Origin of the sequence: Paenibacillus sp. FSL R5-0475, assembly GCF_038004585.1 — a bacterium.
Classification (GTDB): domain Bacteria; phylum Bacillota; class Bacilli; order Paenibacillales; family Paenibacillaceae; genus Paenibacillus_AQ.
This window is the reverse complement of sequence record NZ_JBBORK010000001.1, coordinates 6,091,426-6,109,492: the sequence shown is the minus strand read 5'-3', so window position 1 is coordinate 6,109,492 and position 18,067 is coordinate 6,091,426. Positions and strand designations below refer to the sequence as shown.

Below are 18,067 nucleotides of genomic sequence, written 5' to 3'. Positions count from 1 at the left end.
AATCCTTTTTGTTTTAATTTTGATATATGTTACAATCATGATTACAGGTTGTTAACAACACAATTGTTAGCAAAATAACGATCCCAGGAGGGTGATATCTATGTCTATTCAACAACTCCATACGCTGGAGGATCTTGAGCAATATGTAGCTAAGCCTGGCAAGAAGCTGCTGTTCAAACACAGCACGACCTGCCCGATTAGTGCTAAAGCTAATGAAGAGTTTCAGGCTTATCTGAAGGATGCGGATACTGCCGCTGCAGTGGTCTTAGTCATCGAGGATCGTCCCGTTTCCAATCAAATTGCTGAGGATTTTGGCATCAAACATGAATCTCCACAACTCTTCCTGCTTGAGGACAATGAGGTTCGCTGGAACACTTCCCACTGGAAAATTACAAGAGATGCTATCAAAGAGGCTGTGAACCAATGAGTGAGCCAGTGATTGTCTATTCAACCGCAGGGTGCAGTGACTGTAATTTGGTTAAAAATTATCTTACGGAGCAGGGTGTCCCTTTTGAAGTAAGAGATGTTATGACCAGCACAGTCTATCAAGAGGAAGTTGAGAAGCTTGGATTCATGGGTGTTCCTGTCACTGTAGCAGGGGATCAAGCGATCAAGGGATTTAATCTTCCTGCGCTCAAAGCACTCATCGAAGCTGCCCAATAATTAAGGCTGCCCAATAATTAAGCCATTAAACTATTCAGTACATGATGTAATTCATAGCTGCAAAAAAGGGTATCCTCATAGCCAATCGGCTTGAAGGTACCCTTTTTCAAAATATAAGAATCTATAATTTTCACGCTATACATTATCCTTATATTTCTCGCATAAACGCTTACCGTCCTTTAGGGACGCCGAAGGCGTTTTTACTTGTTAGTCATAGTCTATGCTTCCTCACGTATGAGATCTGCCACGACCAGCACATCCACGTTTCTGGCAGAACGCAGAATCTGCTTGGTAACATCGCCGCGAATACTTTTTCGCAGCCATGAGCGTTGTGATTGACCAATAATAATCTGAGTACTCTGCAAAGCTTGAGATCTTTCAAGCAGCAAGGACGCCACTCGTGCAGGAAGTACGTTAGGAATCATCTTGAACGTTCCACCCAGTCGTTCCGTCAATTCCTTTAAATCATTTATACGTTTATCATATACGGGTCCATTTTGTTTAAATTCCTGCACATACGTAACATACCAGCAAGCTTTTAGACGATATGCAATCCGAAAACCACGCCGAATTAAACGCTCCGCATGATCCCCCAAGGTGATACACACATATATTACTTCCTGACGCCGCCAAGGTCCCCGTAACGAACCAACACGTTCCCAAGATTCTAGCCTTTCATCAACATCATCAGCAATTTCCCGCAACGCCAGCTCCCGTAGGGCGATCAAATTCCCGATTTTGAAAAAAGCCCCCAGCGCCTGATCCACCTTGGCCATGGCATATATTTTTCCGTCCTTCATTCGCTCTTGAAGCGTCTTGGGTGATACATCGATAAGCTCTACCTCATTTGCCCGCTGTAGAATGCTGTCCGGAAAAGTCTCCCTTACTCTAACTCCTGTAATTTGCTCTACGGCGTCATTCAGACTTTCTAAATGCTGCACATTCACGGTAGAAATCACAGATATTCCCGCATCCAGCAGCTCCATAACATCCATATACCGCTTCTTATGTTTGCTGCCTGGCATATTGGTATGAGCGAGTTCGTCCACTAGCACGACTTCTGGATTACGCTTAATAATTGCTGCCGTATCCATCTCCTCAAGGATAGTCCCGCGGTACTCCATACGTAGACGCGGAAGGGTCTCCAAATCGCCTATTTGTTCAAGGGTTTCTTTGCGGCCATGTGTCTCCAGGAGCCCTATCACGACATCGATCCCTCTCTTTAAGAGATCGTTCCCTTCACGCAGCATCTTGTAAGTCTTGCCCACACCGGGAGCAGCCCCAATATATACCTTAAAGGTTCCTCCGCGAATCGCATCGATTTTATCCTTTACTTCCTGACTGCTTAACCTGTGATAGGCATCCGCTTTCCGTTCATTACGACTCTGCCGGGTTGGAAGTACACGTTCTCCTTCGCGATCTGCGCGATCCGCTACGAAGAACACATCCACACCTCGGATTTGCTTCAGTAACGAATTAGCGATTGAGCCTTTCCATAATTCCTGCCAAGCGGTCTGCTTGGAATGTCCCATAACGATCCGGGTAATATTATGTTCGATCGCGTATTTTACCAACAGATGTGGGATCTCCCGCTTCGAGCGAAAGGTGATCTCCTCCATAGAGGCACCAATCTTCTCGGTCAGCTTCCAGAGGGAACGCTTAAATGTAGCTGCTTCCTTAGAAAGGGTGAGACCCTGCTTCCAGAATGACACTACTGAAAGATCCCCATTTAACCGCTTGGCAATCTGCTGTCCACGTCGGATGTGGATCGAGCCATTCCAATAATACTGCGCAGATACCAACACTTTTTCTGCGATCCCCGAAGCTCCCTGCAGCCCTTGTTCTTCCCGGTGTTTCTCCAGCGAGTCATTAACATCCTCAGCGACCATCCGAAGTGCCAGCTCCCGCAGCTTGCTTAAATTACCCTTATTAAAAAGCGATCTCTGCTGGCGTTTACCTAAATGTCCATCGGACAAGCGCTGAAGTATCTTTTCTGGAGTCACATCAATTAGAACGATATCATCGGCAAGGGTAAGCACCTCAGCGGGAAGAGAATGCTCTACCTCAATCCCGGTCCATTTCCGTGCCAGATCCGCAGCACCTTCTAGTTCGTATACATTTACAGTTGTGATGACACTAATCCCATTGCTCAATAAGTATTTGATATCGTCCAGTCTTCCAGATCTCTCCGCACCCTCGCGATTCTGGTGGGCCAAGCCATCGGTTAGCACAACTTCTGGATTACGTGCCACAATAGCTTCTACATCAAGATCCTTCTTCTCTATATCTTTCTGAAACCAATGAATACTTGGTATCCGTTCCAAATCGCCCAGCTGATCCTTAGTTTCTGGACTCTGATTCGTCGAAACCGCACAGATCACAACATCAATTCCCTGTGCTTTTAGCGCCTGGCCCTCACGCAGCATCTGATACGTTTTGCCCGACCCACTGACCGGACCGATATAGATCTTCAGACGTCCCCGATGCAGCTCATAGATAGAGAGCAGCAGCTCCTCCGGCGTCTTCCTCCGGTATGTTCCCATCAAGACCACTCCTTAATAACCCCGATCATGCATGTACCCTTCTGTTCCAAGAAGAAACGACATTGTCGTCCTTCAAAGATGACAGCCGTTTCTCGTAGAAATATAAGAAAGTATAATGTGAAACTTATACTTTCTTATATTTTAGAAAGCAAGATATCCCTGCCCGATTCTAGAGATCTGGCAGGGACATTTACTATATTTATTTGTTCGCTAGTTTCACTAGATCCATGTTCAGCTTCAACACATTGACCCGTTCTTCACCAAACAACCCTAAGTCACGACCCTCGGTATGCTTATTTACGAGCTCTTCCAGCTGTTTCGCAGGAATACCGGTTAAATTGCTAATCCGAGGAATCTGCACCATAGCTGAAGCTGGTGTGATATGCGGATCAAGCCCCGAACCCGAGTTGGTGACCAAATCAACTGGCAATTTGTTCACGGGCACATCCGGATTATCGAGCTTCCACTGCGTAATGAAATCCTTTGTCCGCTGCAGCATATCCGGATTGGATGGAGCGTAGTTATTGGACCCTGAGGCTTCTGCTTTATACTCAATACTAGACACACGACCATGAAATAGTGCTGGGTTCGTAAAGTTCTGCCCAATGAGTTCCGAGCCTACAACTACTCCAGCATCATTCTTAAGCAAGCTGCCGTTCGCTTGCGACGGCATTAGAACCTGGGCAAGCGCTGTAGTTGTCAGAGGATAGATCACTCCGCAGAGAACAATAAATACTAAACTTAGTCGCACAATAATAAAGAAATAAGCACCTTTCGATGATGATAACTGCTCTTCAGTGTCCTCCATGGCGTTTCCGTTATTCACGATGCTCTCACCCTTTCAATGATTAGTCAACACGTCGTTAAATCCATACACTTACGATCATATCAATGAGCTTGATGCCAGCAAATGGAACAACCACTCCGCCTAGCCCATAGATAAATATATTACGTCCAAGCAGCTTCGTAGAGCTCATAGCTTTATACGACACACCCTTCATAGCCAGTGGGATGAGCAGCGGAATAATAATCGCATTAAATATTAAGGCGGATATTATAGCCGAGCTTGGCGAGCCTAGTCCCATTACATTCAGGGCTTCCATTTCAGGAATGGCGAGCATGAACATCGCCGGAATAATAGCGAAATACTTCGCGATATCATTCGCGATACTAAAGGTTGTTAACGCACCCCGCGTCATCAGCAGCTGTTTACCAATCGCTACGACCTCTATAATCTTCGAAGGGTCGGAGTCCAAATCGACCATATTTGCTGCTTCCTTAGCAGCTGTAGTGCCGCTATTCATGGCTAAGCCCACATCAGCTTGTGCAAGGGCAGGGGCATCATTTGTACCATCCCCGGTCATCGCAACCAGCTTGCCCTCGTTCTGTTCGCGGCGAATGACTGCTATTTTATCCTCAGGTGTACTTTCAGCGATGAAATCATCTACCCCCGCTTCACGGGCAATCGTAGCTGCGGTCAGCGGATTGTCACCCGTACACATGATGGTCTTGATCCCCATTTTCCGCAGCTCATCAAACCGCTCTTTCATGCCTGGCTTAACGGTATCCTTCAAGTAAATAAGTCCATAGATTCGATTGTCTACCGCAACCGCTAACGGGGTCCCCCCCATCCGGGCGATGGCATCAGAATTACTGTCGAGGTTCGCGGGAATGACACCGCCTTTCGACTGTACCCATTTCTTCACGGAGTCTACCGCACCTTTGCGTACGCAGCGTCCATCTTGCAGGTCAATACCACTCATCCGAGTTTCGGCCTTAAACTCTACGAATTCGCCACCTTCAGCAAGCTTGCTGTCATAGCTGCGTTCCAGCTTTTTGGCCAGCTCAATTACAGAACGTCCCTCAGGCGTCTCATCCTTTAGGGAACTGATGGCCGCCCATGCCGTAAGCTCCGCTTCGGATTCATTTCCGACTGGTACAAATTCACTCGCCATCCGGTTCCCAAAGGTAATCGTACCGGTCTTATCTAGGATCATCGTATTAATATCGCCAGCAGCCTCAACGGCCTTACCAGACATCGCGAGTACATTAAACTGGGTCACCCGGTCCATACCCGCTATTCCGATTGCGGATAGCAGTCCCCCGATAGTTGTCGGGATCAGACAGACCAACAAGGCGATCATAACCGGAATATCAAGATCAACACCTAGATAAGTTGCAATCGGCCGCAAGGTCACTACTACAATCAAGAAAATCAGCGTCAGACTGATCAAAAGCGTATTTAGCGCAATTTCATTCGGTGTCTTCTGACGTTTCGCCCCTTCAACAAGAGAGATCATTCGATCTAGAAACGACTCACCAGGATCACTTGTAATTCTGACTTTAATCTCATCACTGACGACCCGTGTACCGCCTGTAACGGAGCCAAAGTCCCCACCAGCCTCCTTGATTACAGGTGCAGATTCACCTGTAATCGCTGATTCATCTACGGAAGCCAGCCCTTCAATCACCTCACCGTCACCAGGGATGAGTTCTCCCTGACTGACAATGACGATATCTCCTTTACGCAGCTCGGAGGAAGAGACTGTCTTCACCGCTCCTCCAACCAGTTTGTTAGCTGTGATATCTTGTTTTGTTTTCTTGAGCGAATCGGCTTGGGCTTTCCCCCGGCCTTCTGCCAGTGCTTCAGCGAAGTTCGCAAACAGCACTGTAAACAGCAGAATGAACAACACTGTGATATTGAAGCCTATCGATTGCTCTGCATTAAAATATCCAGGAGCCAGCACCATGAGGAGGACAATGATCGTACCGACCTCTACCACGAACATGACGGGATTTTTGATTAGCGTTACTGGGTTAAGCTTTATAAAACTATCCTTTACAGCGCTAAGGAGTATGGGTCCCGTCAGCAGCTTTTTTCTTTTTACAGTACTCATCTTATTCTCCCTCTTCCTACCGTAAGGTTAGATATTCTGCAATGGGGCCGAGTACAATGACCGGCAGGAACGTCAACGCACCGATAATCACTACTGTACCAATCAGAATTCCCGTAAACAGTCCATTGTCTGTGCGGAACGTGCCAATCGTCTCAGGAACCGGCTTCTTCTTAAGCAGAGAACCTGCTACCGCCAGCATTGCAATGATAGAGACATAACGACCTAGCAGCATGACAATCCCGGTTGTGACATTCCAAAAAGTTGTATTGTCTGCAAGCCCTTCAAATCCTGAACCATTGTTCGCGGCAGAAGAGACATATTCATATAACACTTGGCTGAGTCCATGGAATCCAGTGTTCGTAATCGCCCCTTGCCCCAAATCGGTCAGGAACGCAGCTGCGGTTGGCACAAGGATAATGAACGGATGCACAAGGATCGCTATGGCAATCAGCTTCATCTCCTTGGCCTCTATTTTCCGTCCGAGGAACTCCGGTGTCCTGCCGACCATGAGACCGCACAGGAAGACACCCAGAATCGCATACATCAGCATATTGATCAGTCCGACACCTTTACCACCGAAGACATTGTTGAGCATCATCAGTGCAAGAGGCGTAATGCCTCCCAGCGGCGTCAGCGTATCATGCATATTGTTAACACTACCTGTCGTAGCTGCGGTTGTTACTGAAGTAAACAAGGAAGACTGCGGTATGCCGAAGCGCACCTCTTTACCTTCCATACTACCTTGTGAAGATTCTATTCCTAGTGCATTGATCGCCGGATTGCCTTTCGATTCAGCATAGAAGTTTAGGCTTAATAGCAGAACAAACAAGGTCATCATTGCGGTAAAAATTACCCAGCCCTGACGCTTGTTCTTGGCAAACAATCCGTACATATAAGGGAGCGAAGCTGGCAGCATCCACATAGAGAGAATCTCTAGCACGTTCGTAAGTGGATTAGGGTTCTCAAAAGGATGCGATGAATTGGCTCCGAAGAAGCCGCCACCATTGGTGCCCAAATGCTTGATCGATTCCAGAGAAGCTACTGGACCGATAGCAATTTGTTGCGTTTGCCCCTCTAGTGTAGTGACTTCAAGCGATGGTTTGAGTGTTTGCGGCACATGTAGTCCTACCAGTACCAATGAAACCAGCAGAGCTAGAGGAATGAATACACGAATATGTGCTTTAACGAAATCCTCGAAGAAGTTCCCGACTGATTTCCGTCCTGTGATCCCTCTGACAAAGGCAACCGCAACAGAAAATCCGCTCGCTGCAGACGTGAACATCATCATCGTGATGACAGCCATTTGTGAAAAATACGAAAGTCCCGTCTCCCCGCTGTAATGCTGCAGGTTTGTATTAGTCATAAAACTAATCACCGTATTGAACGAAAGCGTCTGTTCCATATCCGCAATTCCATTCGGATTTAGCGGTAAACCCCGCTGCAATCGAAGAAAGATATAGCTGAAAGTAACCAGTACGATATTCGTTAAAACAAAGCTGAGCGCATACTTCTTCCAGGACATACCGTCACGTTTTTTCAGGCCGATCAGCTTAAAAATTCCTTTTTCCATACCTCCAAACCATCGATCCGTACGGTTCGGTTCATTAGAAAACACATAATATAAATACGTGCCCATCGGCTTAACCAGCAAGATGAGAATTACGATTACAGTAACAATTTGCAAAATGCCCATGAATGCCCCTCCTTAAAATTTCTCCGGATGAATCAATGCATAAACCAGATATATAAACAGCAGTAGGGTAACAGCGATTACTAGAATCACAGCTTATCCCTCCCCGTATCCTCAACTACACCTGCACACCAGCGCATAAATCCATAAAACAACCCGTAAATTACAGCTAACGAAGCCACCATATACAGATCCATCATATCTTCCGCACTCCTTCTTTTATCCTTAATGAGGTGATCTATCTACCAGAAAATCAGCATCACCGCTGTGGGAATAGATTACATAACTCGCGCCAAGTCTTTTATAGACCAATCTAGGATTTATTGAGCTTGTAATTACAAAAATCGGCTGTGTCGTCCAGGTACGGCACATCTGAATGTAACGGCAGCATAACGTAAAGCTGCTCTCGAACAGATATACCCGGCCTACCGGAAACGGCGGGCGAAACCAAGTATTCTGATGGCGGGTATCAACTAGAATAACTTGTTCAATCCCCATCTCTTCGAGTAGGGCCTTCTCAGGCAAGTTGTTGGTCAATCCGGCCATCTTAATGCCTCTGAATTTTAGAAGCTTAATAAAATGTTCGCCTGCCTTCGTTGGCGCACATACCAGTACATATTCATTCTGATCTGTCATCTCTTATTCTCCTCAAATGCTTTGCTTGTAAGATCAGAGCTTGATCACCCTGGTCTTGAAAGAAAAGCTACCGCTAATGATGAATATAACGACCTCTTCGTGAGGTTTTCCATAAATGCTTTGCTTAAAAAAGCACAGCAAAAAGCCACAAAGGATTCTCCTCTGTGGCTCGCTAGCGGTCACATTGCACTCATCCTCTCTCCATACGCTTACGAGGTTAGCTGTCGGATTCGGGCGGTGAGAGTCGCCCTACCTGTATAGATGCGAGCTCACTGGCATCTTCTACAGGATTCACCCCATAACCGGCTTCCGACTCTCACATCGTCTGCCGATTGTTGGTTCCCCCGCTTTCCTTATCGGAAATTAAGCGGATCAAATATTCGATTGTTGTTGAAACAGGAGTAATCATACCCTTATGCAGGAAGTATTGTAAAACCTGATTGATGCCAAAATAATGCAAATTAAAAACTATTTTCGCATTGGATAGCGCTTACTTGATATCCAATCTCTCTATATCTCTTGTTTACTCGAGTTTCAATCCATTAGCGAAAAACGGTCATACCATGTGATTTTATTCACCACAATTAGTGAAATCACCAAAAATCGCCTTTATAAGAAAGGGAACAAGAAAGCGAGATTAAGCGAGGAAGCAGCCCGATAACTCGCAATAAATACCTATTTGGTTCCCTTTTTCGTCGTAGTAGGCAGGATTTGGTTTAAATTGCGCTCAAAAGAACACTTTCTGTTTTTACAGAAACACCTTGAAAAGAGTATGATTCGGGTTGAATCTATTTCACAAAATACATTCAACGCTGAGTTCCTGCATTTGCAGGGAACGGGGGAACCATCAGGCCACATGGCCTACTTGGGGTGAATCCGAAGGAGACTGTTCAAGTCTCACATAGGTAGGGCGACTCTCACCGTCCGAATCCGACAGCTAACCTCGTAAGCGTAAAGAGAGAGACCCTTGATCCGCCACGCTTTGGCACAGGTGTGTGTATACCTGTATTCCAAAACCGCAGCAGAGGTCCTCCTCTTGCTGCGGTTTTTGCGTTACCTGAATCTATAGGGTGATAGCATGCTGGACGGGGTGAAAGGAATGAAACACTATTATTGGGGAACTCAGCAAGGGCTACTTGAGCCGATAAGTCTAAATTATGTTTGCTTTGGAGCGTTGTGGTTCGAAGAGGATCATCACAGAACTATTATCGGCTATGCTTTTGGTCAGAAGCAGATTGAATCACTTCGTCATTTCAGCAGCCCATCTACCTGTGAATACTGTATGGACCGAACAGTTATATACGAAATATATAAAAATATCCGAGAAAAGCAACAGCTGCAGGATTGGTCAGCACACCAACGTTTTCCGTGGCTCACCGCTTTTAAGGAACCGTGGAAAGACGTTGCAGTCGGTTGGTACGTAATGAGATCCCGCAACACCTTTCCCTTACATTTATCCGTTATACGCAAACAGAAATTCCGACTATGGCTGGAGCATGCCGCAGTCTGTGAGAATGAAGCTGAAATGCTCGCCTGTATAGAGAAGGCTAACGTCATTCACCATGTAAATCTTAAGCTTTTGGAAACCTAAGGAGGAGAAATCTGTCATGGACCAGCGAAGACTATCTCGCATAGAAGTATTCGTCTTTGATTCACCAGAGCCTATTCACTATGGAATGGAGGCTGATCAAGACAGCCGTTATGGCATCCTGAAACTTACCTGTAAAGGAGGTAGCAGCTGGGGGGCATGTCTTATCTCTGCCAATACCAAAACTTTCGACCTTATTAAATGGAGTTCTTTTCTCAGAATGATATACCATTGCCGGCTAGAGGAAGCGATAGATAAAGTACGTACCCATGGTTCAGAGTGGGATCAGACTCAGTTTGAGCTAGTGCAAGGTGCTTTACAGGATTTAAAAGCCAAGTTGCAGGGTAAATCCTTGGCAGGGCACATTGAGCAAGGTCGTCTGTACAGAGCTGTCGCTGGTGGGAGAGATTCCAAAGGAGGGCGGCTATATTATAAACCATCCAGTGTAGCGCTTCAAAAACATAGTTATCCAGAACCTGATACCGCCGAGCTTATCAACAAATCCATTTCTTACTTTTCTTTATTATAAGTTCATCCCATAACCCATTCTGAAAGGATCGTGTTTATCATGCCTGACCCCTTACCTTCCGAATCACCCCGTAGAACTATATTTGCAGAGTGTGTTCAAAAGTGTACGAATGATATCTATACGCTCAGTTCCATGTTGTTACAACAATCAGTAGAAGCCGAGAAGGTTACTATCCGTACTTTTAAAGAGCTTCATAAAATATTCCGTCAAAAAAGCTTCGACAGCCAGCTATTCTCTATCGAAGCTTACCGCTCTTGTATCCGACAATGCGCCGATTATTACGCACGCCGGTCTCTTCTGTCTGCCAAGACATTGCCTTGGGAGGAACAGCTTATAAAAACGATGTGGTATGGCCTAAAGCTATCTTTACCTCAAATAAGCATCATTCTGCAAAAGAGTGTTCCTGTCCTAAAAGCACAGCTTAGGCGTGTGCGGGAGCAACTGACTGCTCAAGAGGATTTGCTGCCTAGTGGTAATCTATCCGTTGTCTAACTCCCTCAACTATCTTCCAAATAACTTTTACGATACATACACAAAAAATAAAAAAGCCACGGCATCTGCCGCGGCTTCCTTTCCCTATTTCCCTACTATTACGCTTTACTCTTACGAGCCTTTCCGTACATCCACAATCCCGCAATCATCCCCACCATGGCAATCCCAGTCAATACACCCTGAGTGAAATCCATTAAAGTGGACCCATTGGTCGAGAGCATTCTACTAACCGTAGCCAGAGATACCGAACTCATTAAAAGCATCATATTGTATTGTTCACTTTTAGTCATGATTACCACTCCTTAAAAGTTTATATGAAGCCACTTAGATCTTGTAAGCCTTCATCGCTTTTCTGATCTCTTTAATACTTGGACGTTTGCCGTACATCAATACGCCTGTGCGATAGATCTTGGCAGCCAACCATCCAAAGATGAACGTGGTAACAAGCAGGATGGCTAATGATACAATAACTTGCCAGATCGCTACTTCACCAACACCAATCCGGAGCAGCATGGTCAATGGAGAGGTGAACGGCACATAACTCGCTACCTTAACCAGCAGAGTGTCCGCATTGGAGATACTGAACAGTGGAACATAGAATGCTACGAAGCCTAACATCATAATCGGCATAACCGCTTGACCAAGATCCTCTGTACGGCTGACAATTGAACCTACAGCTGCATACATCAAGGCATAGAGGAAATAACCTAGTACATAAAGAACAATTCCATAAAGCAACAAGTTAATATTAAGCTGGCCTAAATCCAGGTCTAAATCTTTCAAAATCGTTGCATTATGCGGAAGCTTAAGATTGACAACTACCGCTGCGATAATGACGCCAATTTGTAATAATCCTACTAAGAAGACACCGATAACTTTACCGAACATTTGCGCTAAAGGTGAGGCACTTGTAATCAGAATCTCCATGATCCGTGAGCTCTTCTCTGAAGTAATCTCAGCTGCGATCATATTACCGGTCATCATGATAGACATGAAGAACAGCATAAGCATGGCGTATACAATGACGTAATTAATAGGTGGAGCGGATTCCTGCGACGCATCCTTATCTCCCGCAGTCCCATCAGGGTTGAGCTGCTGAGTAGCTATCTGTACCGGTGTTGACATAGCAGCAATCTGCTCCTGCGTCAGCTTGTCGCCAACGACGAACTGGGTGTTGACCTGCTGAAGGGCATTTTGGAGATAGATTTGTACATCGCCCTTCAATTCACCATTCTCACTATGATAAGTAACGGGTGGAAGTCCTTCACCAGTCGGTTCTGCAAAAGTAACATACCCTTCTACAGTCCCTTCATCTAAAGCTTTCTTTAGCCCCGCATCGTCGGCAGAAGTATATTGCACAACTTTTGCCTGCGGCATTCCTTCAGGTGAAGTATAAGCCTTCAACAACTCTGCAGCCTGATTTCCATCTTCCGCGATCACAGCAATTTGAGTCTCTGCGTTTGTTGTAGAATCTCCCTTAAACTGATCGATGATGTACGGAAGATTCATCCCAATGCTGAGCAGCAACACTAGAATTAACGTAGTAATCATGAATGATTTCGTTCTTACTTTATTTTTAAAGGTAAAGCCAATAATTGTCCCCATCTTATTCATGAGATTCACCCACCGCTCTGATAAAGATTTGATTTAACGTTGGTTCCTTAATTTCAAAATGCTCCACTTCACCCTGCGCCATCGCCTGCTGTAAGATACGTTGTGCTGCGCCGATCTCACTGATTGACAACAGATAACCTCGCTCCTGTCGCTGTACTGCTGTTACACCTGCAATTGATTCTAGACCGGTCACTTCGTTATCCGTACGCAACAATACTTGTTCACGAGGATATCCACTCTTAATCGTACGAATATCGCCCTGCACGACAGTATTGGAACGATCCAAAATCGTAATATTACGGCAAAGCTCTTCAACATGCTCCATCCGGTGAGTAGAGAATAAGATACTCGTTCCTTGATCACGCAATTCTTTTACCGTATCTTTCAGTAGTTCCACGTTAACAGGGTCCAAGCCACTGAAGGCTTCATCAAGGATGAGAATTTGCGGCTTATGAACGACTGCGGCGATAAAGCCCATTTTCTGCTGATTCCCTTTGGAGAGCTCTTCAATCTTCTTATTGTAGTAATCCGGAACCTCAAACCGATCGAGCCAGTAGCGAAGGCTCTTATCTGCATCACTAGCCGACATCCCGCGCAGACGTGCCAAGTAGACGATTTGATCGCTTACCTTTACCTTTGGATATAATCCTCTTTCTTCGGGCAGATAGCCCATGATTTGCTGAAGTTCGCTGTTATACGACTTTCCATTATACAAAATATTCCCGCCATCAGGGTAAATTAGGCCAAGCACCATGCGCATTGTGGTTGTTTTCCCTGCACCATTTGCCCCCAGTAATCCGTAAATTTCCCCCTTGCCTACCGTTAGGTTAATTCCGTTTACAGCGGTTTTTTCTCCATATTGCTTCATTACACTTTCCAGCTTTAAGGCTTCCATTTCTCTAGTCCCCTCTCTTGTGATCAATCAGGATAGGACGGTGTCCCTGTGTCCATAAACCCAATATTTCGTCCAATTCTAAACTGCGACTCTTGATAACCTTTACGCCCAAGTCCTGAATGCGTTTCTCGTTCTTAGAAAATTGTTCTATGATAAAAGAAGCTACACCCGGTGTATCCATGGTAAAGTTTATACCTCCCGGTAATTCCGCTGATAACTCAGCAAGCTCCTCTTCACCTGCAACCTGTACCCATACCTCGGTCCAAGTACCGAATAAACTGTCTTTCTCGGCCATACCCAGCAGTTCACCTCTATGCATAAGCATGATATAATCTGCCAACCGCCGCACCTCTTCCACAATGTGTGTAGAGATGATGATCGTAGCGTTGTTCTCATCCATATATTTAAGCAGCGTCTCGATCATAATCTTCCAGGCAAAGGGATCAAGACCTGATGAAGGTTCATCCAGTAGCAGCAGACTTGGGCGTGACGCAAGTGCTGCGGCAATTTCGAATTTCCGACGCTCACCCTTAGACATCTTAGAAAGCCTCATATGATATGGAACCTCAAAGCGATCCATTAGATCCTGAAAATACGACTCATCCCAGTTCGGATACCAATGCTGTCGAAATTGAGCGGCCTCTTCTGCATTCCAGTGGTTCTCCTCAGTAATCGACGTCTCAGGAACATAGGCAATGGTCTGCCGCAGCTCCAGAGGCAACCCGCTATCATACTTGTTCTCAAACCAATATATCTCGCCTTCCTCTGGATTGGTCAACTGCATCAGTAGATTCAGTAGCGTGCTTTTGCCAGATCCATTCTGACCTACCAGGGCTGTAATATATCCTCTTGGCAGATTCATGGTCAGCGGTCCTATCGTCTTGTTTCGCCGCTGTTTAAGTACATTCCGCAATTCTATAGCCATCTGTACCATATGAATATGCGCCCCCCTTTCATTCCTTTGCTCTATACTTGCGTTCTACAATCTCCATAAAAATCTGCTCAAGTTCATCCTTGCTGCAATGTACCGATCGGCCGATATCCACAGCACTTTCAAGTGCTTTGCCTACCGTGTCTCGTTTGTATTCTTCCATTGCTCCGTCGCCTATGTGGGATACAAAGGTACCTGTTCCTTGTCTCGTTCGCAGCAAACCTTCGTTCTCCAGATCCTGATATACGCGCCGCACTGTAATTACACTGCATTTCAGATCTCCTGCAAACTCACGAATCGAGGGCAGTAGCGTACCTTCTGTAATGACTCCGCTAATGATTAATGATCTAAGCTGAGTCTCTATCTGATGATAGAGGGGCTCTGCACTATTTTCGTTGATTTGTACCGGTATCCACATTATTTACACCTCGCCTTCCACTCTAGCGTGCTAGAGCGCAGTCCTTGCCATTCCGATTTTTTATACGAGATTGCGACTCTTCAGTCGATGTATAGTCCATTTAGAGAATAACTGCACAGATATTGTCCCCAGCAGAAGTGATCCCCACATGATCGGAGATAACAGCCCCCACTCCTTGGAATAGGAGATACTGTATAAAAACAAATTACCTCCCCCAAGTGTAACTAGGAATGATATTCCCCACGATAACACTACGATAAGCAATGTTAGCCATAGATAAGCTTTGCCGCTAAAAAGATACTCAATAAAAATATATAGACCTGAGACCATGAATCCGAAGCCGAGCCATGTAATGGCAAAAGCTATATACGAGGGAACCGCCAGCTCTGTCCGGAAATTTTCCCCTAACAAGTAAACAATACCGAAGAATAACGTACCATTTAGAATAAAGGAGCAAACTCCCTGAAGTTTTCTCCGCGATAATATTACTGCAGCTGGAATTGGTAAGGTTCTTAAGTAAACCAACATTTTTGTGTAAGAGTCTTCACTCCAATATTTCATGGAACGGCGAGAGAATGTTAATCCCAATAAGGGTATGAAGGAGAGAAATAAGAAATCCGTTATCATCGTCCGATCCTGCTCACCTAGTACGTCATTTGCTACCAGGCTAGTCATTCCACCAAGATAACACATAAAAATAACTGTTATTACGAGGGTCCCAAATATCTTTAATTTGTCTCCGCGAAAATCAGAGCGCAACATAAACCATGAATCTTTTAATGTTCTCATTAAAACTAACCTCGCTTTACAATGTCTTCAGCGTCTAGCAGAAGCAGGTGTTCATATCCCTGTGCTTACTGTATATATCTATATACACAGTATATGACCTTAATTTACCATTGTCAATCCTGTAAATGGAAAACATTCAAGTTGATTAGGAGGTATGCGCTCCCCGTCCCTTTGGAGAAGGGTTTGCACGTATGAGAAACTGATCATTATTGGGATTAACTAATCAGAGGATTAAACATTACTTATGGAGAGGCTGTATGTGAGCGAAGGACGCGGAGTGAGGTCAGCCTCATTGTTGTTTCGCCAATGGGTTGTAGGTGTAGGGCCAGTTGTTGCGGCTCGGTGGGGTGACTGAAGGGCGGGAGCGACGCCTCTGTGGGTGTGACCACTAATGGATGCGACTCCTGGGGTGTGCGGATACTACTGGGTGGTGTGAACGCTCAATCGATGAGAGGGCTCGGCGGGTGCACTGCTGAGTGGATGTGACCGCTCGGCGAGTGTAACTGCTAGTAGAAGAAACAATTAGGGAAAATCTCCCTCTAATTACTTGGATTTAGCCTGAAATCATCGTTTTTAGGGAATTCCTCCCTATAAATTCAGCCATTTCTGCGTTTTAGAGCTTAAACGGTTAAAATACAGGGGGAAATTCCCTAATTATCGTTTTCCGAGCCCAAAACTCATCTTTTTCAGGGAGGTTTTCCCTAAAAATAAGTAAATAGAATGCTTCACATCACGCCACTGTTCATATCACGAGTGATTTCACAGTTCAATTTTACAACTTCAGCACTCCCCCAACTCCATAAACTAAAATAAGCCCGTTATCCATCATCCCTATTTAGGAACGAACAGATGCACAGGCTTATTTCATTACTATTCACACAAATTCATGTAAGATTCGCACGCATATTCACATGCTCTTTTCACACGCCAATCACAAGCTCTATTCACGCAACTATCTTACGCGCCCAAAATAACTTCCCACACCGGCTTGGTGTGTCCACCTGGATACAGAACATAAAGCAGCACATACACCATAACGCCAGTAATCGCAGTAATGAACCAGATTATAGATGTCACTCTGCCCCACTTACGGTGCTTGGAGTACTTCGCCTTAAATCCAAGAGTTAACGTAGTAAGTCCGAATACCGCAGCTACCGTTGCCAGCACGATATGGAAGATCAGAAACACTTGATAAATCGTCTGAAGTTCATCAGGTCCGCCCCATGAGGTGTTTCCCACAAACAACGTTCTAGATACGTAAACAATAAAAAACAGGAGCGCGGCGATTGCAGCAGCAATCATCGTCTTCTTGTGCGCCTCGCGTTTGCCCTTAATGATGAGCCACCAGCCAATAGCTACGAGCACCGCACTAAGCACGATGAACGATGTGCTAATAGTTGGAAACACCGTAAAAATATCCATGATTCTCCTCCTTGGCAGTCTACCAGTTATGCACGGGTCAAGGTGCTCTCCTCGAGTGCTGAGGAAGGCGTCGATAATTCATCGCCCTCTTGTCCGTTCTCTTTTTTATACCAATGATAGAACACATAAGCAAGCATAGAGGCAAAAATAAATTCCTGAATGAACTTCATCGCGATACCTCCCACCTGCTGATCCACTTTTGGTGACAACAATGAAAAGAACGCAGGACCCCCAAAATTCTGAAGTAAGGCAGAAGGATCACCCGATATACAATAGCCCATGGCAAGTGCCCAAGTCTCCGGATCACTGTAAGTAGCATAGAGCGGTTGATCTGCAAAAATAATCAGTCCGCAAGCTGGTGTCAGCAATACCATGTTTAGAAAAATAAACCCAATCTTGCCCAGTCCACTCGCCATTCGGCGCTCCGGTAGCGGATTGATCAATGTCCACCACATTAAGGCAGCTGTTAGGAATAAAACAATATAGTAGATTCGGTGAACGGTAAAATGCAGCATCACATAATCATGGATAACAGGAATATGGTACAAGGAAAATAGTCCATTAAACAGTAGAGCAGCTACCACCGGTCGAGCTAAAAAAGACAGCCGGCGAAATGGATTTACTCTCAATATGCTGCGCCAGATAAAATCTGGAATCCCCAGCATAATCAGCGGCACCGCCACTAGGTATGACAAGGCCATACTAACCATGTGGAAGGAAAACATCATATGTCCTAATAGACTAACAGGACCACCTTGTGCCAGATAAAGCGCAAGCATTCCGCACACAAATAGTGCTCTTCGCCAGAACGGAACCGGAACTGAATCGGCATGACGTCCAGCAATCGGACCAATCCAAACGAAATAACCCGCCGTCAGCAGCAGCATGACCGCCAGAAAAAGCGGGCTCCATAGTTCTGCAAAGCTAAAATATTGTAATCCGAGCATAACCCTAACCCCT

The 18,067-nt window shown here is 45.4% G+C and carries 19 protein-coding genes and 2 riboswitches; of the genes, 5 read left to right on the top strand and 14 right to left on the bottom strand.

Annotation, left to right across the window (positions count from 1 at the left end; genetic code table 11):
• The first annotated feature begins 100 nt into the window (after positions 1-100).
• Entirely contained in the window at positions 101-427 is a 327-nt protein-coding gene (ytxJ, locus tag MKX41_RS27365; protein WP_042123836.1) for a bacillithiol system redox-active protein YtxJ, read from the top strand.
• The gene (locus MKX41_RS27360; protein WP_042184561.1) at positions 424-663 is read left to right on the top strand and encodes a glutaredoxin family protein; all 240 of its coding nucleotides are present in this window, start codon (positions 424-426) and stop codon (positions 661-663) included. Before ytxJ ends, MKX41_RS27360 begins: the two co-directional genes overlap by 4 nt.
• A 218-nt stretch (positions 664-881) precedes the next feature.
• On the opposite strand, the gene MKX41_RS27355 is transcribed toward MKX41_RS27360, so the two are convergent.
• From MKX41_RS27355 to MKX41_RS27335, 6 genes are all read right to left on the bottom strand, one after another.
• On the bottom strand, positions 882-3,206 hold the full coding sequence (locus MKX41_RS27355; RefSeq protein WP_042184560.1) for a histidine kinase: 2,325 nt from the start codon (positions 3,204-3,206) through the stop codon (positions 882-884).
• Positions 3,207-3,405: 199 nt separating this feature from the next.
• Positions 3,406-4,014 (bottom strand): potassium-transporting ATPase subunit KdpC, encoded by a 609-nt coding sequence (gene kdpC / locus MKX41_RS27350; RefSeq protein WP_340975107.1) that lies wholly within the window; start codon positions 4,012-4,014, stop codon positions 3,406-3,408.
• A 55-nt stretch (positions 4,015-4,069) separates the two neighbouring features.
• A complete protein-coding gene (gene kdpB, locus MKX41_RS27345; protein ID WP_042184559.1) occupies positions 4,070-6,103 on the bottom strand; it encodes a potassium-transporting ATPase subunit KdpB in 2,034 nt (677 codons plus the stop codon).
• Positions 6,104-6,119: 16 nt separating this feature from the next.
• On the bottom strand, positions 6,120-7,796 hold the full coding sequence (gene kdpA, locus MKX41_RS27340; RefSeq protein ID WP_340973958.1) for a potassium-transporting ATPase subunit KdpA: 1,677 nt from the start codon (positions 7,794-7,796) through the stop codon (positions 6,120-6,122).
• Between the two features lie 12 nt (positions 7,797-7,808).
• Positions 7,809-7,886 (bottom strand): K(+)-transporting ATPase subunit F, encoded by a 78-nt coding sequence (gene kdpF, locus MKX41_RS32370; RefSeq protein ID WP_076101420.1) that lies wholly within the window; start codon positions 7,884-7,886, stop codon positions 7,809-7,811.
• 132 nt (positions 7,887-8,018) lie between these two features.
• A complete protein-coding gene (locus MKX41_RS27335) occupies positions 8,019-8,429 on the bottom strand; it encodes a hypothetical protein (protein ID WP_340973957.1) in 411 nt (136 codons plus the stop codon).
• Between the two features lie 190 nt (positions 8,430-8,619).
• Positions 8,620-8,809, bottom strand: a riboswitch (cyclic di-AMP (ydaO/yuaA leader).
• Positions 8,810-9,229: 420 nt separating this feature from the next.
• Positions 9,230-9,395, top strand: a riboswitch (cyclic di-AMP (ydaO/yuaA leader).
• Between the two features lie 133 nt (positions 9,396-9,528).
• On the opposite strand from MKX41_RS27335, the gene MKX41_RS27330 reads away from it, so the two are divergent.
• Genes MKX41_RS27330 through MKX41_RS27320 form a run of 3 tightly spaced genes read left to right on the top strand, consistent with a single transcriptional unit; the run spans position 9,529 to position 11,038 of the window.
• A complete protein-coding gene (locus tag MKX41_RS27330) occupies positions 9,529-10,020 on the top strand; it encodes a hypothetical protein (RefSeq protein ID WP_340973956.1) in 492 nt (163 codons plus the stop codon).
• A 16-nt stretch (positions 10,021-10,036) separates the two neighbouring features.
• Positions 10,037-10,546 carry a hypothetical protein gene (locus MKX41_RS27325; RefSeq protein ID WP_052404137.1) on the top strand — a complete coding sequence of 170 codons (510 nt, stop codon included), beginning with the start codon at positions 10,037-10,039 and terminating at the stop codon, positions 10,544-10,546.
• A 39-nt stretch (positions 10,547-10,585) separates the two neighbouring features.
• Positions 10,586-11,038, top strand: coding sequence for a hypothetical protein (locus MKX41_RS27320; protein ID WP_042184551.1), 453 nt, complete (start codon positions 10,586-10,588; stop codon positions 11,036-11,038).
• A gap of 98 nt (positions 11,039-11,136) precedes the next feature.
• Here MKX41_RS27320 and MKX41_RS27315 read toward each other — a convergent pair whose 3' ends face one another.
• From MKX41_RS27315 to ctaG, 8 genes are all read right to left on the bottom strand, one after another.
• The gene (locus MKX41_RS27315) at positions 11,137-11,328 is read right to left on the bottom strand and encodes a hypothetical protein (RefSeq protein WP_042184550.1); all 192 of its coding nucleotides are present in this window, start codon (positions 11,326-11,328) and stop codon (positions 11,137-11,139) included.
• A gap of 34 nt (positions 11,329-11,362) precedes the next feature.
• Positions 11,363-12,652 (bottom strand): ABC transporter permease, encoded by a 1,290-nt coding sequence (locus tag MKX41_RS27310; protein ID WP_340973954.1) that lies wholly within the window; start codon positions 12,650-12,652, stop codon positions 11,363-11,365.
• Positions 12,645-13,547 (bottom strand): ABC transporter ATP-binding protein, encoded by a 903-nt coding sequence (locus MKX41_RS27305; protein ID WP_042184547.1) that lies wholly within the window; start codon positions 13,545-13,547, stop codon positions 12,645-12,647. Before MKX41_RS27305 ends, MKX41_RS27310 begins: the two co-directional genes overlap by 8 nt.
• A gap of 4 nt (positions 13,548-13,551) precedes the next feature.
• On the bottom strand, positions 13,552-14,409 hold the full coding sequence (locus MKX41_RS27300) for an ATP-binding cassette domain-containing protein (RefSeq protein ID WP_445671350.1): 858 nt from the start codon (positions 14,407-14,409) through the stop codon (positions 13,552-13,554).
• Between the two features lie 91 nt (positions 14,410-14,500).
• Positions 14,501-14,896 (bottom strand): GntR family transcriptional regulator, encoded by a 396-nt coding sequence (locus tag MKX41_RS27295; protein ID WP_042184543.1) that lies wholly within the window; start codon positions 14,894-14,896, stop codon positions 14,501-14,503.
• A gap of 60 nt (positions 14,897-14,956) precedes the next feature.
• A complete protein-coding gene (locus MKX41_RS27290) occupies positions 14,957-15,685 on the bottom strand; it encodes a hypothetical protein (RefSeq protein WP_339244552.1) in 729 nt (242 codons plus the stop codon).
• 957 nt (positions 15,686-16,642) lie between these two features.
• The gene (locus tag MKX41_RS27285) at positions 16,643-17,107 is read right to left on the bottom strand and encodes a DUF420 domain-containing protein (RefSeq protein WP_042123812.1); all 465 of its coding nucleotides are present in this window, start codon (positions 17,105-17,107) and stop codon (positions 16,643-16,645) included.
• 26 nt (positions 17,108-17,133) lie between these two features.
• The gene (gene ctaG / locus MKX41_RS27280; protein WP_076300136.1) at positions 17,134-18,054 is read right to left on the bottom strand and encodes a cytochrome c oxidase assembly factor CtaG; all 921 of its coding nucleotides are present in this window, start codon (positions 18,052-18,054) and stop codon (positions 17,134-17,136) included.
• Positions 18,055-18,067: the final 13 nt, after the last annotated feature.